The following is a 15,623-nucleotide window of genomic DNA, read 5'->3' on the forward strand; positions in this document are numbered from 1 at the left end:
AACCGTCTCTTTTTTCAACAATGCGGCGAGGAATGTCGCAAAAAACCGCCGTTTTGCTGTTTTAACCGACGAAACGGGGCGCCTGGTGGCATACTGTTAGTGTAGAGAAAAGAAAGGAACGGCATTTATGTCTTTAAGCGCACAGCAACTGGCGGCACAAAAGAACATCTCCTGGGTACTGGCCGAGAAGCTCGCCCAAAAAATACTGACTGGCGAATATCAGCCGGAAAGCATTCTTCCCGGCGAAATGGAGTTAGGGGAGCAGTTCGGCGTGAGTCGTACCGCCGTCCGCGAAGCGGTGAAGACGCTGACTGCAAAAGGCATGCTGCTGCCCCGCCCTCGCATTGGCACCCGGGTAATGCCGCGCAGCAGCTGGAACTTCCTGGATAAGGAACTGCTCTCCTGGTGGCTCACGGAAGATAACTTCGAAGAGGTGGTGAGCCACTTTCTCGTCATGCGCAGCAGCCTGGAGCCACAGGCCTGTTTCCTCGCCGCCGCCCACGGCACCGCAGAGCAGAAAGCGCAACTCAATACCCTAATGGAAGAGATGATTGCCCTGAAACGTCATTTTCAGCGCGATCGCTGGATAGACGTCGATATGGCCTGGCATGAACATATCTATGAAATGAGCGGCAATCCTTTCCTCAGCTCATTCGCTTCTTTATTTCATTCCGTCTACCACACCTACTTCACGTCGATTACGCAAAATGAAGTCGTGAAGCTCGATCTCCACCAGGCGATCGTCGATGCCATTCTCAATAGCGATGCGCCAGGTGCCTTGCTCGCCTGCCAGGCGCTGCTGAACGCCCCACACCACGTAAATCAATAACAAGGATTTGGCATGAGCGGAAAAAAAGGGCGCAGCATGGCTGGCCTGCCGTGGATCGCGGCGATGGCCTTCTTTATGCAGGCGCTGGATGCCACCATTCTTAACACCGCCCTCCCGGCTATCGCCCACAGTCTTAATCGTTCTCCCTTAGCGATGCAGTCGGCCATCATCAGCTATACGCTGACGGTGGCGATGTTGATCCCGGTCAGCGGCTGGCTGGCCGATCGCTTCGGCACGCGCCGGGTCTTTATCATCGCCGTTAGCCTGTTTACTCTCGGCTCCCTCGCCTGCGCGCTCTCGAGTTCATTAACGGAGCTGGTCATTTTTCGCGTTATTCAGGGGGTCGGCGGGGCGATGATGATGCCGGTGGCGAGGCTAGCCCTCCTGCGCGCCTATCCGCGCAGCGAACTGCTGCCGGTACTGAACTTTGTCACCATGCCGGGACTGGTAGGACCGATTCTGGGCCCGGTTCTCGGCGGGGTATTTGTGACCTGGGCCAGCTGGCATTGGATTTTCCTGATAAACATTCCCATCGGCGTGATCGGCATTCTGTATGCCCGTAAATATATGCCAAATTTCACAACGCCGCGCCGACGCTTCGATATAACCGGTTTTCTGTTATTTGGCTTAAGCCTGGTGTTATTTTCCAGCGGTATTGAACTGTTTGGCGAAAAAATCGTGGCGACATGGCTGGCGCTGGCGGTGATCGCCGTCAGTCTGATACTGCTCCTGGCCTATGTCCGTCACGCGCGCCGCCATCCTGCGCCGCTGATCTCGCTCTCTTTATTTAAGACCCATACGTTCTCGGTCGGTATTGCCGGCAACCTTGCCACGCGGTTGGGTACCGGCTGCGTACCTTTTCTGATGCCGCTCATGCTGCAGGTTGGCTTTGGCTATCCGGCCATTATCGCCGGCTGTATGATCGCCCCCACCGCTATCGGCTCGATTATTGCGAAATCTACCGTTACCCAGGTGCTGCGCTGGTTTGGCTATCGTAAGACCCTGGTGGGGATCACCGTGTTTATTGGCCTTATGATTGCCCAGTTCTCGCTGCAGTCGCCAGAAATGCCGCTGTGGATGCTGCTTCTGCCGCTGTTCGTGCTGGGGATGGCGATGTCCACGCAGTTTACCGCCATGAATACCATTACCCTGGCCGATCTGACGGATGACAATGCCAGCAGCGGCAATAGCCTGCTGGCAGTCACCCAGCAGCTTTCCATCAGTCTCGGAGTGGCCATCAGCGCTGCGGTGCTGCGCTTCTATGAAGGTTTTGACAGCGCCAGCACCGTAGAGCAGTTTCACTACACCTTTATTACCATGGGCGTGATAACCATCGTGTCGGCGCTGATGTTTATGCTGTTGAGAGCGAAGGATGGCCGCAACCTGATTAGCGAGCGGCACAAACGCTAAGCGGAACCGCGGACCACCAGCTCCGGGGTTAACTGTACGCGCTGCTGTTTTTGCTGCGGGTCGGCCATGCGATGGATCAGCACGTCGATGGCCAGTTCCCCCAGCTCATCTTTCGGCTGGTGAATGGTGGTTAACGGCGGCGTCATATAGCGAGCCAGTTCAATATCATCGTAACCCACCAGCGCCATATCCTGCGGGATCTGCAACCCCGCCTGGTATAACGCCTGATAAGCGCCAACCGCCATGGCATCGTTACCGACAAACACCGCCTGCGGCCGCTGCGGCAACACCAGCAGCTGCTGCATCGCGCTAAATCCGCCGCCAAACTCAAAATCACTGGTCACCACGTATCCCTCGGCTACGGGCAGACCGCAGCGCGCCATCGCGGCATGGTAACCTTCAAGGCGCAGACGCGCCGGGGTTTTATCCAGCGGGCCGGCAATGCAGGCAATGTGTGAATACCCTTGATCGATCAGATACTGGGTCGCCATATCGCCACCGAGCAGCGAGTTATCCTGAATCAGATCGCTATCGCCATCAAACGGGGCCCAGTCCATCATGACCGTCGGAACCGACGGATAGCGCTGCATAATTTCCGGGGAGGGTTGGTGGGTCTCAGTGCACAGCAGCAGTAATCCATCGACGCGTTTTTGCATTAACGTCTCCAGATTACGATTCATTCGCTGCTCATCACCTTCCGTATTACAGAGTACGAGACTATAACCCCGCTCAAAGCAGCTGCGCTCCACGCCCCGCACCAGCTCGGAATAAAACGGATTGGTACTGGCGGTGATCAGCATGCCGATGGTGCGGGTTTGATTAAGCTTGAGGCTACGCGCCAGCGCTGAGGGGGCGTAGTTGAGGCTTTTGATCGCGGCGTCGACTTTGGCGGTAATCGCCTCGCTGACAAAGCGGTCCTTATTGATGACGTGTGACACCGTCGATGTGGAAACGCCCGCGACGCGGGCCACATCTTTCATCGTAGCCAAGCATTACCCCTGTTGCGCTAAAAATTCATCAATCTCTGTGCGCCACGGCACGGAAGGCTGCGCGCCTTTGCGAGTCACGGCAATCGCCGCCGCGGCATGCGCAAAGCGGATCGCCTCCGGCAGGGCGGTCCCTTCCAGCAGCGCGGTCACCAGCGCGCCGTTGAAAGTGTCGCCGGCCGCGATAGTATCAATAGCCTGCACGCGAAACCCTGGGATCCGGCGGCTTTCGCCTTCGGCACTGAGCCAGACGCCGCGACTGCCGAGGGTGATCATTACCGTACCAATGCCTTTGGCATGCAGCACGTCGGCGGCTTTTGCCGCATCCTCGTCACTCTCAACGCGAATCCCCGTCAGCTTTTCCGCTTCGGTTTCGTTGGGGGTAATGATATCCACCAGCGCCAGCAGTTCATCGGACAGTTCACGCGCTGGCGCGGGATTAAGCACCACGGTGGTCTGATGGTGATGGGCGATTTTCGCCGCCGCCAGCACGCTCTCCAGCGGCGACTCGAGCTGCATCAACAACGCCTGCGCGCTGGCGATCCGCTCTTTTTCCGCCTCTACCTGAGCGACGGATAAGGCCGCATTGGCGCCGGCATGAATACCGATGACATTCTCACCTTCGGCGTTAACGAAGATTAACGCCACGCCGGTTGCTTCCCCGGCGACCGCGCGCACAGGCGCCACATCGATTTTATCGCTCGCCAGCTGGCGACGGATGCGTTCACCGATGTCGTCATCGCCGGTGCAGGCGATAAACGCGATATCCGCCCCGCTGCGCCCGGCGGCCACCGCCTGGTTGGCCCCTTTACCACCGAACGCCAGCTGGTAGTGGTTGCCGGTGACGGTTTCACCCGGCGTCGGGAAAGCGTCAAGGTTGAGAATGTGATCGGCATTGATGCTGCCAAGGACGACAAGTTTGCCTGCAGTTTTCATCGTTTCTGTTCCCGGGAAAGCGCGCCACCGGGATCCGGTGGCGCATGCCCTGCTTTTCTTTTTTTATATTGTCCCTCGGACCGTTGCCAGTCCGAATCGCATATTACTGCTTAACGACCAGCTTCAGCTCAACCGGGTAGTTAGCTTCCACTTTTTCGCCCTTCAGTACCTTATCAGCAGTCTCAACGCCTTTCGCGCCGATCTGCTCCGGCAACTGTGCGACGGTCGCCGCCAGTTTGCCACTGTTTACTGCTTTTTCGCCATCCGGAGTGCCGTCAAATCCAACCACCATCACATCGGACTTGCCTGCGGTCTGCAGCGCGCGCAGAGCGCCGAGCGCCATTTCATCATTCTGCGCGAACACCGCCTGGACGTCAGGATGGGCGGTCAGCAGGTTCTGCATCACGTTCAGCCCTTTGGTACGGTCGAAATCGGCCGGCTGGCTGGCCAGAACGTTGAACTTGTGCGCCGCCACGGCCTGTTTGAAGCCTTCACCGCGCTCGCGCGCCGCGGAAGTCCCGGCAATGCCCTGCAGCTCAATGACTTTCGCACTTTCACCCAGCTTTTTCGCAATGTAATCGCCCGCCATTTTTCCGCCCTGCACGTTGTCAGAGGCGATGTGGCTCACGACATCGCCTTTTGTCGCCTGACGGTCGAGGGTGATGACCGGGATTTTCGCCTGGTTCGCCATCTTCACGGCATTGCCGACGGCATCAGAGTCGGTTGGGTTGATCAGCAACAGCTTCGCGCCGCGCACCGTTAAATCCTGAACGTTAGCCAGCTCTTTCGCCGGGTTGTTCTGGGAATCGAGCACCACCAGGTTGTAGCCCAGTTTGTCAGCTTCTTTTTGCGCGCCGTCTTTCAGCGACACGAAGAAGGGATTGTTGAGAGTAGAGATAACCAGAGCGATGGTGTCTTTGGCCATCGCGTTCGCGCTAACGGTCGCACTTAGCGCAACAGCAGAGACCAGGGTCGCCAGTTTTTTCATATTCATAGTTAAGATGTCCTGTAGAGTTCTCAGTTACTGCTTTTTGTTATCTACCAGTACCGCCAGCAAAATCACCACCGCTTTAACGATCATCTGGTAATAGGAAGAAACGCCTAAAAGGTTCAAACCATTATTCAGGAAGCCAAGGATCAGCGCGCCAATCAGCGTGCCGACAATGCGTCCTTTGCCGCCAGCCAGGCTGGTGCCGCCGAGCACGACTGCCGCAATGGCGTCCAGCTCATAGCCTGTCCCGGCCGTCGGCTGCGCGGAGGAGAGGCGCGCCACTTCGATAATCCCGGCCAGCGACGCCAGCATCCCGCACAACGCGTAGACGATAATTTTGACTTTATTGACGCTAATCCCGGACAGGCGCGTCGCCGCCTCATTACCGCCAAGGGCGTAGATATAACGACCCAGGCGAGTATGGTGCAGCATGTACCAGGCCGCCAGGAAGACAATCGCCATGATCCATACCGGCGTCGGGATCCCCAGCGGACGCCCGATACCAAACCAGCCGAACAGATCGGCATTATCGCTAAAGCCGGTATTGATCGGGCTGCCGTTGGTGTACACCATGGTCACACCGCGCAGCAGCAGCATCATCACCAGGGTGGCGATGAAAGCCTGCACGCGGCCTTTCGCCACAATCACCCCGGTGACTGCGCCGATCGCCGCACCTAATGCGAGGGCAGCAGCGACCGCCACCAGCGCATTCACTTCAATGCCAACGATCGACGCCGCCACCGCGCCGGTGAGCGCCAGCAGGGAACCGACGGACAGGTCGATCCCCGAGGTCAGTATGACCAGCGTCATCCCTACCGCCATAATGGCGTTAACGGAGGTCTGCTGCAGAATATTGAACAGGTTATTGACGGTAAAAAAGTTGGGGCTCATGGTCGATACCACCGCGATCAGCACCAGCAGGGCAATCAGCGATTTTTGCTCCATCAGCCACGCTTTCGTGAAATAACGGCGACCAGAAACAGCCTGGGTTGTCATCTTTCTTACTCCTGATTCACACGGTTAAGCTTGCCCACAGCGGCAGCCATCAATACTTCCTGGGTGGCCTGCTCGCGTGTGAATTCACCGCCGAGATGCCCTTCATGCATCACTATGATGCGATCGCTCATGCCCAACACTTCCGGCATCTCGGAGGAGACCAGAATGATGCTCAGGCCATCGGCTTTGAACTGATTGATAAGCTGGTAGATCTCTTTCTTCGCCCCAACGTCGACGCCACGGGTCGGCTCATCGAGGATCAGGACCTTCGGCCGGGTCATCAGCCCGCGGGCGATGGCGACCTTTTGCTGGTTGCCGCCGGAGAGCAGGCCGATCGCCTGCTCCATGGACGGCGTTTTCACGTTAAACAGCCGGATGAAATCACTGACCGCCTGCTGTTCATCTTTATGCTTGAGACTCCCCCCCGTCCGGCTGAAGTAGCGCAGGGCGGTCAGGGACATGTTTTCTTTTACCGACATCCCGAGCACTAAGCCGTCACGCTTACGGTCTTCGGAGATATAGACAATGCCGTTCGCCAGACCATCCTGCGGCGAACGGGTCACCACTTCGTGACCGTCGAGCGTCACGGAGCCGCTGCTGCGCGGCAGCGCGCCATACAACACTTTCATCAGCTCGGTCCGCCCGGCGCCCATCAGCCCGGCGACGCCGAGGATTTCCCCCTGGCGCAGGGTAAAGGTCACGTTTTCCACGCCCGGGCCGCAGAGATTATCGACTTTCAGGCGCACCGCGCCCGGCGCCTTAGCCAGATGCGGATACTGATCTTCCAGCTTCCGGCCAACCATCATTTCAATCAGACGGTCTTCATCCAGCGAGGAGACCTCGCGTTCGGCAATAAACTGCCCGTCGCGGAACACGGTCACGTCGTCGCAAATCTCGAAGATCTCTTTCATGCGGTGGGAGATGTAGACGATGCCGCGCCCCTGCGATTTCAGTTCGCGGATCACACGGAACAGCGATTCGGTTTCGGTATCGGTCAGCGCGTCGGTCGGTTCATCCATAATGATGACCTTCGACTCGAAGCTCAGCACTTTGGCGATCTCCACCATTTGCTGATCGCCAATCGACAGATCGCCTACCAGCTTCTGGCTGGTAAAACGGAGATTCAGCTTCGCCAGCAGCTTGTCGGCTTCGGCATACATCCGCTTCCAGTCGATTTTGCCAAAGCGGTTAACGAATTCGCGGCCGAGGAAGATGTTCTCGGCGATCGTCAACTGCGGGATCAGGTTCAGCTCCTGATGGATAATGCCGATCCCGGCTTCCTGGGAAGATTTTGGGCCGCTAAAGGTGGTCTCTTTGCCCAACCACAATAAAGCGCCAGCGTCACGGGTATAGATCCCGGTCAGCACTTTCATCATGGTGGATTTACCGGCGCCGTTCTCACCCACCAGCGCCATCACCCGGCCAGGGTAGACATTCAACGAGGCGCCGGAGAGCGCCTTGACGCCAGGGAACGCTTTATCGATCCCTTTCAGTTGCAATAAGGCTTCCATGACGGCGATCTCAGAAGGTGACGCCGGCACAGAGAATGATATTCGCAAACGGGGAACACTCCCCGCTGCGAATTACCGCCTGACTGTCTGCGGTTTGTTTTTTGAACTGCTCATGACTGGTGTAACGAATTTCAATGGTGTTTCCCTGGTGCTGCTGCAGCTGCTCAAGATGGTTGAGCAACGTCGCGTGGAGCTGCGGATTATGCGTCTTAATTTCCTCCGCGATGACAGCCGCTTCAACCTGCATTTCCGTCGTCACCACTTCCAGAACCTGCATAAATGAAGGTACGCCCTGGGTCAACGCCATATCGATGCGCGCGCTGCTGCGGGGGACCGGTAATCCGGCATCGCAGACCACCAGCGTATCGGTGTGGCCCAGGCGGGAGATAACCGCGGAAATATCAGCGTTAAGTACGGTGCCTTTTTTCATTTTTTCTCTTTTGCTCCACTAGCGAAACGTTTCGCTAAAATAATTATTATCAATGCGTGAGCAGAAAACCATCACCAGAAGAGAGAAATGTGATCGCTATCGAAACGTTTCGCGAGACAGCGACAGGACATGACAAACGGAGTGAGAAACAAAAAGCCCTTCGCAACGGAAGGGCTTTTTTGACATCAGATTTCGACCTGAGTACCGAGCTCGATAACCCGGTTTGGCGGGATTTCAAACTGATCCGGCGCGCGCAGGGCGTTACGCTGCAACAGCAGATAAAGCTTGCCGCGCAGACGCAGATACCACGGCCGTTTGCCGATAATCAACGACTCATGGGACATAAAGAACGAGGTCTCCATCATCCGGCAGCTGAGTCCTTCCAGGCCACAGCGATGGAACACCTCTTCGACATTTGGCGTTTCCCGCCAGCCGTAGCTGGCCACCACCCGCCAGAACGAGGGCGACAGCTGCTCAATCTGCACCCGGCGAACGTTATGCACGTAAGGCGCGTCCTCGGTGCGCAGGGTCAGGAGGATCACTCGCTCATGCAGCACCTTGTTGTGCTTCAGGTTATGCAGCAGGGCAAACGGGATCACGTTCAGGGCGCGGGACATATACACCGCGGTACCCGGGACGCGTACCGGCGGCGATTTCTCCAGTGAAGAGATCATCGCTTCCAGCGAGTTGCCGTGCTCGTGCATCCGACGCAGCAGGCGGAAGCGCTCGCTCTTCCAGGTGGTCATCACCGTAAACATCACCAGACCCAGGGATAACGGCAGCCAGCCGCCGGAGACAATCTTATCGAGGTTCGCCGAGAACAGCGGAACATCAATGCACAGGAAGGCCACCAGCATCAGCCCAACGAACAGCTTATTCCAGTGCCAGTTTTTGCGCGCCACCGTTGCCGAAAGGATGGAGGTCAGCACCATGGTGCCCGTTACCGCGATACCGTACGCCGCCGCCAGGTTAGAGGAGTGCTCGAAGCTGACGATGACGATCACTACCGAGACATACAGCAGCCAGTTAATAAACGGGATATAGATCTGCCCGGACTCCATTTCCGAGGTGTGGATGATGCGCATCGGCGACAGATAGCCCAGACGCACCGCCTGACGGGTTAAGGAGAAGACCCCGGAGATCACCGCCTGCGAGGCGATAACCGTCGCCAGCGTGGCGATAATCAGCATCGGGATCAGCGCCCACTCCGGCGCCAGCAGGAAGAACGGGTTTTTAATCGCTTCCGGATGCTTAAGCAGCAATGCCCCCTGGCCAAAATAGTTCAGCACCAGCGAAGGCAGTACGACGGAGAACCAGGCGACGCGGATCGGCAGTTTGCCGAAGTGCCCCATATCGGCGTACAGCGCTTCCACCCCGGTAATCGACAGCACCACCGCGCCAAGCGCAATAAAGGAAACGGTCTTGTACTGTAGGAAGAAGTGCACCGCCCAGTAGGGGTTCAGCGCCTGCAGAACTTCCGGGTTAGCGTAAATGCTTCGCGCGCCAAGCACCGCCAGCAACAGGAACCAGATCAGCATAATCGGCGCAAACAGCTTGCCGACCATCCCGGTCCCGTGCTTCTGGATCATAAACAGCAGGGTAAGCACGATAATGGAGATCGGCACAATCCAGCTATCGAGCTGCGGGGCGATAATTTCTAACCCCTCTATCGCCGACATGACCGAAATCGCCGGGGTTATCACCACTTCGCCATAGAAGAAACTGCCGCCGATCAGGCCGAGGATCACCAGCACAGAGGTCATCCGCGCCGAGGTATTGCGTCCGGCCAGTGACATCAGCGTTAAGATCCCGCCTTCCCCGGCGTTATCCGCCCGCATCACGAAGGTGATGTATTTAATCGATACGGTAAAGATTAACAGCCAGAAAATCAGCGACAAAAAGCCAAAAACGGCATCGCGCTCAACGCCAAAGCCAAACTGACCTGACAGGCATTCACGCAGGGTATACAGTGGACTGGTACCGATATCACCGTACACCACGCCGATGGCCGCCAGCGTTAACGCCGGCAACGATTGTTTATTATCAGTGCTCATAGACTAGTCTTTTCGTTTATAAAACAAATGTGTGCCTAGTCCCTTGGCCCACAAAAAGCGCACAGTATGCACGATTATTTGTGAAATCGTACCCCTAACAGACACCATATTAACCTGGCTCAAAAAAAATAAATCGATTCTTCAGGCTATTACCGCCCCTGCTCTAACATCTATACTCGTCCCAATAACGATACATGACAAAGCACGCAACTCAATTATGGCTCAAACACATTTACTGGCTGAAAGAATTTCCCGACTCAGCGCGGCACTCGAAAAAGGACTCTTTGAACGCAGCCACGCGATACGCCTGTGCCTGCTGGCGGCGCTCAGCGGCGAGAGCGTATTTTTGCTCGGTCCGCCGGGGATCGCCAAAAGCCTGATTGCCCGCCGCCTCAAGTTCGCCTTCCAGCAGGCGCGCGCTTTTGAATACCTGATGACCCGCTTTTCCACCCCGGAAGAGGTTTTTGGCCCGCTGTCCATTCAGGCGCTGAAAGATGAAGGCCGCTACGAGCGTTTAACCGCCGGTTACCTGCCGGAAGCAGAAATCGTGTTCCTCGATGAAATATGGAAAGCGGGTCCGGCTATCCTCAACACCCTGCTGACGGCGATTAACGAACGTCACTTCCGCAACGGCGCTCACGAAGAGAAAATCCCGATGCGCCTGCTGGTGGCCGCCTCGAACGAACTGCCCGAAGCCGACAGCAGCCTGGAAGCGCTGTATGACCGAATGCTGATCCGTCTGTGGCTCGATAAAGTACAGGATAAAGGTAATTTCCGTTCGATGCTGGTCAGCCAGCAGGATGAAAACAGCAATCCGGTGCCCAGCGCGCTGCAGGTTAGCGATGAAGAGTTTACGCAATGGCAGCAGCAGATCGGCAATATCAAACTGCCGGACGCGGTGTTTGAGCTGATATTCCAGCTGCGCCAGCAGCTGGATGCCCTGCCAAACGCGCCATACGTTTCGGATCGCCGCTGGAAAAAGGCTATTCGCTTGCTGCAGGCCAGCGCCTTCTTCAGCGGCCGCGACAGCATCGCGCCGATAGATCTTATCCTGCTGAAAGATTGTCTGTGGCACAACGTCGAGAGCATGAACCTGATGTCGCAGCAGCTGGAAACGCTGATGACCTGCCACGCCTGGCAGCAGCAGGCGATGCTGACGCGGCTCGGGGCGATTGTGCAGCGACGCATTCAGATCCAACAGCAGCAAAGTGACAAAACGGCGCTAAAGGTCACCCGCCTTGGCGGCATGTTTAGCCGCAAGCCGCACTATGAGCTGCCGGCGGAGATCCAGGGGACCACCCTGACCCTGCTGCTGCAGCAGCCGCTCAAACTCCACGATATGGAAGTGATCCACATTACTTTTGAGCGCGAGGCGTTAGCCAGCTGGCTGGAAAAGGGCGGCGAGATCCGCGGCAAGCTCAACGGGATCGGCTTTGCCCAACTGCTCAATATGGATGTCGACACCAGCCAGCATCTGGTTGTTCGCGACGTCAGCCTGCAGGGCTCACGCCTCTCGCTGCCCGGCAGCGCGTCGCAGGAAAACATGCCGGCGGAAATTCGCCAGCAGCTGGAGGCGCTGGACGATGAGTGGCACCAGCAACATAACCGCTTCAGCGAGCAGCAGAAGTGCCTGTTTATCCCGGTCGAGTGGCTGGGAAGAATCGAAGCCAGCCTGCAGGACGTCGGCGCGCAGATTAAACAGGCGAAGCAGCCATGACGCTCGATATGCTGAATGTCATGCTGGCAGTCAGCGAAGAGGGAATGATCGAGGAGATGCTGCTGGCGCTGCTGGCCTCTCCGCAGCTGGCGGTTTTCTTTGAGAAATTTCCCCGCCTGAAAAACATCATCGCGGCGGATATTCCGCGCTGGCGGGAAGCCGTTCGCGCCCGCTTAAAAGAGGTTAACGTCCCGCCGGATCTGGACGCCGAGGTGCAAACCTATCAGCAGGCTCAGCTGCTCTCTACCTCGCAGTTTATCGTCCAGCTGCCGCAGATCCTCGGCAAGCTGCACCAGCTCCAGTCCCCTTTTGCCGCCCAGGCGCAGAAGCTGGTGGACGACAATGCGACCTTTACCCCGGCGCTGCATACGCTGTTTTTACAGCGCTGGCGCCTGAGCCTGGTGGTGCAAGCCACCAGCCTTAACCAGCAGCTGCTGGATGAGGAGCGCGATCAGTTGCTCAGCGAGGTCCAGGAACGAATGACGCTCAGCGGTCAGCTCGATCCGGTGCTGGCTGAGAATGACACCGCCGCCGGACGCCTGTGGGATATGAGCGCCGGCGAACTCAAACGTGGCGACTATCAGCTGATCGTGCGCTATGGCGATTTTCTTAACCAGCAGCCGGAGCTACTGCAGCTGGCGGAACAGCTGGGGCGCTCACGGGAAGCGAAATCCGTGCCGAAGAAAGACGCGCCGATGGAGACCTTCCGTAGCCTGGTGCGCGAGCCAGCGACGGTGCCGGAACAGGTCGACGGCCTCCAGCAGAGCGATGACATTCTGCGCCTGCTGCCGCCGGAGCTGGCGACGCTCGGCATCACGGAGCTGGAGTTTGAATTTTATCGCAAGCTGGTGGAGAAACAGCTCCTGACCTACCGGCTGCACGGCGACGCCTGGCGCGAAAAAATCACCGAACGCCCGGTGACGCGGCAGGATTTTGATGAACAGCCGCGCGGGCCCTTTATTGTCTGCGTCGATACGTCAGGATCGATGGGCGGTTTTAACGAGCAGTGCGCCAAAGCCTTTTGTCTGGCCCTGATGCGCGTCGCGCTGGCGGATAACCGCCGCTGCTTTGTTATGCTGTTCTCCAGCGAAGTGGTGCACTACGAACTGACCTGCGAGGGCGGCCTGGAGCAGGCGATCCGCTTTCTGAGCCAGCGCTTTCGCGGCGGCACCGATCTGGCCAGCTGTTTTCGCGCCATTATTGAACGTCTGCAAAACCCGCAGTGGGTGGATGCGGATGCCGTGGTGATCTCCGACTTTATTGCCCAGCGGTTGCCGGATGAGGTGATTGCTCAGGTGGGGGAGTTACAGCGAAAGCATCAGCACCGTTTTCACGCGGTGGCGATGTCGGTACACGGCAAACCCGGCATCATGCGCATCTTCGATCATATCTGGCGCTTTGATACCGGGTTGCGTAGCCGCCTGCTGCGACGCTGGCGGCGCTAATCGTTACAGCAGCGCGGAAACGCTTTCGCGAACCTGTGCCGGCCATACGCCGCACTGCACCTGGCCGATATGGTCGAGCTGCAGCAACAGCATCGTCAGCCGAGACTGGCCAATGCCGCCGCCGATAGTCTGCGGCATCTCGCCGCGCAGCAGCGCCTGGTGCCACTCCAGTTTCAGGCGATCTTCATCGCCGGTCAGCGCCAGCTGGCGTTTCAGCGCCGCGGCGTCAACGCGGATCCCCATTGAGGAGATCTCGAAAGCATCTTCCAGCACGGGGTTCCACACCAGGATATCGCCGTTCAGTCCGGCAAAGCCTTCAGAAACCTCAGTGCTCCAGTCATCATAGTCCGGCGCACGTACATCATGGCGCTTGCCATCAGAGAGTTTGCCGCCGATGCCGATTAAGAAGACGGCGCCCAGCTCTTTGGCAATCGCTCGCTCGCGGCCCTTGGCATCAAGATCCGGATAGCGACTCAGCAGCGCCTGGCTGTGAACAAAGTGGATCTGTTCCGGCAGGAACGGCGTCAGGCCAAATTCCTGGCTGACCGCCAGCTCGGTGGCTTTGATCCCGGCGTAAATCGCTTCGACGGTCGCCTTCAGCGTGCCGACGTGGCGCTCTTCATCCCCCATCACCCGCTCCCAGTCCCACTGGTCGACATAGACGGAATGGATCGGCGTCAGACGGTCTTCATCGGGGCGAAGGGCCTTCATGTGCGTGTACAGCCCTTCGCCCGCGCTGAAGTCGTGTTGTCCCAGGGTTTGACGCTTCCACTTCGCCAGCGAATGAACCACTTCGAACTGGGCGTCGGGCAGTGTTTTCACTTTCACCTGAACCGCTTTCTCGCAGCCGGACAAGTTATCCTGCGTCCCATCGCCCACGCGGCTTAAGATTGGCGCCTGGACTTCAATCAGGCCAAGCTTCTCTTCCAGCTGACGGGAAAAGTGGGATTTAACGAAACTGATCTGGCGTTGTTTTGCGATATATGCGGTTTTCATTTTTATGACTCCTGCGTCCTGTTGCCATTGATTAAGCAACAAAACAGGCCACCAATACAATAATCAATCAATAAAAAGGCTCATCAACTTTTAATTCATCAAAATATGGCGCTAAAATAGTAAGAACCCTCAAACTTCATAAGAAAAAGATATGGAAAATTATCAGATCGACAATCTGGACCGCGGCATTCTCGATGCGCTAATGGCCAACGCCCGTACCGCCTATGCCGAACTGGCCAAACAGTTCAGCGTCAGCCCCGGCACTATTCATGTACGCGTCGAAAAGATGAAACAGGCGGGCATCATTACCGGCGCGCGCATTGACGTCAGCCCCAAACAGCTGGGCTACGACGTCGGCTGCTTCATCGGCATTATTCTCAAGAGCGCCAAAGACTATCCCTCCGCCCTCGCCCGCCTGGAAAGCCTGGAGGAGGTCACCGAGGCTTACTATACCACCGGCCACTACAGCATCTTTATTAAGGTGATGTGTAAATCCATCGATGCCCTGCAGCAGGTACTTATCAACAAGATCCAAACAATTGATGAAATTCAGTCCACCGAGACCCTGATCGTGCTGCAGAACCCGATCATGCGCACCATTAAGCCCTGATCGTTTTTTTTAATCCCACATTTTTCCACAGGTAGATCCCAGCTCGCTCACAGCGTACAATACGCCACTCTGAACAGTTGAGCGGGCGATCGGCGATCTATGGCAGACATTACACTTATCAGCGGCAGCACCCTGGGCAGTGCGGAATACGTAGCGGAACATCTGGCGGAAAAGCTGGAAGAAGCAGGCTACAGCACTGAAATCCAGCACGGCCCGCTGGTGGACGATCTGCAGGCGCAGGGGATCTGGTTAGTTATCTCTTCCACCCATGGCGCCGGCGACATTCCCGACAACCTGGTTCCCTTCTATGACGCGCTGCTGGCGCAGCAGGCCGATCTTTCCGCCGTGCGCTTTGGCGCCATCGGGATCGGCAGCTGCGAATACGACACTTTTTGCGGCGCGATCGATAAATTAGAAGCGGCGCTGAAGGTCTGCGGGGCAAAACAGATCGGCGAGACCCTGAAGATCAACGTGCTGGAACATGAAATTCCCGAGGATCCGGCGGAAATTTGGCTGGGATCCTGGAAAAATTTGCTCTGAGATTTGTAAAGATCGTCCGTTCTTCTGTGGATAACCATGCTTAAAAGCTTGGATCAACCGGTAGTTATCCAAAGAATAACCGCAGTGCGCTTTTTGAGCTGTGTATAACCCTTCATTCTGATCCCAGCTTATACGGACCAGGATCACCGATCATTCACAGATAGTGATCCTT

At 57.0% G+C, this 15,623-nt stretch carries 14 protein-coding genes; 6 read left to right on the forward strand and 8 right to left on the reverse strand.

The window, feature by feature from the left end:
- The first annotated feature begins 127 nt into the window (after positions 1-127).
- Together ACOI7D_RS24930 and mdtD are read left to right on the forward strand one after the other, a co-directional pair.
- Complete coding sequence (locus ACOI7D_RS24930; protein WP_023291487.1) at positions 128-829, forward strand: FadR/GntR family transcriptional regulator; 702 nt, start codon at positions 128-130, stop codon at positions 827-829.
- A 12-nt stretch (positions 830-841) separates the two neighbouring features.
- A complete protein-coding gene (gene mdtD, locus ACOI7D_RS24935) occupies positions 842-2,239 on the forward strand; it encodes a multidrug transporter subunit MdtD (RefSeq protein ID WP_023291486.1) in 1,398 nt (465 codons plus the stop codon).
- Here the strand turns inward: mdtD and rbsR are convergent.
- The 7 genes from rbsR to kup all read right to left on the reverse strand — a co-directional run bounded on the left by rbsR (position 2,236) and on the right by kup (position 10,143).
- Complete coding sequence (gene rbsR, locus ACOI7D_RS24940; protein WP_109546784.1) at positions 2,236-3,228, reverse strand: ribose operon transcriptional repressor RbsR; 993 nt, start codon at positions 3,226-3,228, stop codon at positions 2,236-2,238. The genes mdtD and rbsR overlap by 4 nt on opposite strands.
- 3 nt (positions 3,229-3,231) lie before the next feature.
- Positions 3,232-4,161 (reverse strand): ribokinase, encoded by a 930-nt coding sequence (gene rbsK, locus ACOI7D_RS24945; protein WP_023291484.1) that lies wholly within the window; start codon positions 4,159-4,161, stop codon positions 3,232-3,234.
- A 103-nt stretch (positions 4,162-4,264) separates the two neighbouring features.
- Positions 4,265-5,155, reverse strand: a complete 891-nt coding sequence (rbsB, locus tag ACOI7D_RS24950; protein ID WP_004202323.1) for a ribose ABC transporter substrate-binding protein RbsB — start codon at positions 5,153-5,155, stop codon at positions 4,265-4,267.
- A gap of 27 nt (positions 5,156-5,182) precedes the next feature.
- The gene (gene rbsC, locus ACOI7D_RS24955; RefSeq protein WP_004202322.1) at positions 5,183-6,148 is read right to left on the reverse strand and encodes a ribose ABC transporter permease; all 966 of its coding nucleotides are present in this window, start codon (positions 6,146-6,148) and stop codon (positions 5,183-5,185) included.
- Between the two features lie 5 nt (positions 6,149-6,153).
- Positions 6,154-7,659 carry a ribose ABC transporter ATP-binding protein RbsA gene (gene rbsA, locus ACOI7D_RS24960; RefSeq protein ID WP_023291483.1) on the reverse strand — a complete coding sequence of 502 codons (1,506 nt, stop codon included), beginning with the start codon at positions 7,657-7,659 and terminating at the stop codon, positions 6,154-6,156.
- A gap of 10 nt (positions 7,660-7,669) precedes the next feature.
- Positions 7,670-8,089 carry a D-ribose pyranase gene (gene rbsD, locus ACOI7D_RS24965; RefSeq protein WP_004202320.1) on the reverse strand — a complete coding sequence of 140 codons (420 nt, stop codon included), beginning with the start codon at positions 8,087-8,089 and terminating at the stop codon, positions 7,670-7,672.
- Positions 8,090-8,274: 185 nt separating this feature from the next.
- Complete coding sequence (gene kup, locus ACOI7D_RS24970; protein WP_004202319.1) at positions 8,275-10,143, reverse strand: low affinity potassium transporter Kup; 1,869 nt, start codon at positions 10,141-10,143, stop codon at positions 8,275-8,277.
- A 217-nt stretch (positions 10,144-10,360) separates the two neighbouring features.
- Between kup and ravA the strand changes: the two genes are divergently transcribed.
- Together ravA and viaA are read left to right on the forward strand one after the other, a co-directional pair.
- Positions 10,361-11,860, forward strand: a complete 1,500-nt coding sequence (gene ravA, locus ACOI7D_RS24975; RefSeq protein WP_060590682.1) for an ATPase RavA — start codon at positions 10,361-10,363, stop codon at positions 11,858-11,860.
- Entirely contained in the window at positions 11,857-13,305 is a 1,449-nt protein-coding gene (gene viaA, locus ACOI7D_RS24980; protein WP_109546785.1) for an ATPase RavA stimulator ViaA, read from the forward strand. Before ravA ends, viaA begins: the two co-directional genes overlap by 4 nt.
- Positions 13,306-13,308: 3 nt before the next feature.
- Here the strand turns inward: viaA and asnA are convergent, their stop codons facing one another.
- Complete coding sequence (asnA, locus tag ACOI7D_RS24985) at positions 13,309-14,301, reverse strand: aspartate--ammonia ligase (RefSeq protein WP_023291478.1); 993 nt, start codon at positions 14,299-14,301, stop codon at positions 13,309-13,311.
- 151 nt (positions 14,302-14,452) lie between these two features.
- Between asnA and asnC the strand changes: the two genes are divergently transcribed.
- On the forward strand, positions 14,453-14,911 hold the full coding sequence (asnC, locus tag ACOI7D_RS24990; protein ID WP_002882510.1) for a transcriptional regulator AsnC: 459 nt from the start codon (positions 14,453-14,455) through the stop codon (positions 14,909-14,911).
- A 99-nt stretch (positions 14,912-15,010) separates the two neighbouring features.
- A complete protein-coding gene (gene mioC, locus ACOI7D_RS24995) occupies positions 15,011-15,451 on the forward strand; it encodes an FMN-binding protein MioC (RefSeq protein ID WP_109546786.1) in 441 nt (146 codons plus the stop codon).
- Positions 15,452-15,623: the final 172 nt, after the last annotated feature.

The sequence above is a fragment of the Klebsiella sp. C360 genome, from assembly GCF_048822415.1.
Classification (GTDB): domain Bacteria; phylum Pseudomonadota; class Gammaproteobacteria; order Enterobacterales; family Enterobacteriaceae; genus Klebsiella; species Klebsiella quasipneumoniae.

Bases quoted from the DNA above. Each gene is read 5' to 3' on its own strand.
- kup (WP_004202319.1), bottom strand. From the start codon at position 10,143: ATGAGCACTGATAATAAACAATCGTTGCCGGCGTTAACGCTGGCGGCC.
- rbsD (WP_004202320.1), bottom strand. From the start codon at position 8,089: ATGAAAAAAGGCACCGTACTTAACGCTGATATTTCCGCGGTTATCTCC.
- ravA (WP_060590682.1), top strand. From the start codon at position 10,361: ATGGCTCAAACACATTTACTGGCTGAAAGAATTTCCCGACTCAGCGCG.
- mioC (WP_109546786.1), top strand. From the start codon at position 15,011: ATGGCAGACATTACACTTATCAGCGGCAGCACCCTGGGCAGTGCGGAA.
- rbsB (WP_004202323.1), bottom strand. From the start codon at position 5,155: ATGAATATGAAAAAACTGGCGACCCTGGTCTCTGCTGTTGCGCTAAGT.
- rbsA (WP_023291483.1), bottom strand. From the start codon at position 7,659: ATGGAAGCCTTATTGCAACTGAAAGGGATCGATAAAGCGTTCCCTGGC.
- ACOI7D_RS24930 (WP_023291487.1), top strand. From the start codon at position 128: ATGTCTTTAAGCGCACAGCAACTGGCGGCACAAAAGAACATCTCCTGG.
- viaA (WP_109546785.1), top strand. From the start codon at position 11,857: ATGACGCTCGATATGCTGAATGTCATGCTGGCAGTCAGCGAAGAGGGA.
- asnC (WP_002882510.1), top strand. From the start codon at position 14,453: ATGGAAAATTATCAGATCGACAATCTGGACCGCGGCATTCTCGATGCG.
- rbsK (WP_023291484.1), bottom strand. From the start codon at position 4,161: ATGAAAACTGCAGGCAAACTTGTCGTCCTTGGCAGCATCAATGCCGAT.
- asnA (WP_023291478.1), bottom strand. From the start codon at position 14,301: ATGAAAACCGCATATATCGCAAAACAACGCCAGATCAGTTTCGTTAAA.
- rbsC (WP_004202322.1), bottom strand. From the start codon at position 6,148: ATGACAACCCAGGCTGTTTCTGGTCGCCGTTATTTCACGAAAGCGTGG.
- mdtD (WP_023291486.1), top strand. From the start codon at position 842: ATGAGCGGAAAAAAAGGGCGCAGCATGGCTGGCCTGCCGTGGATCGCG.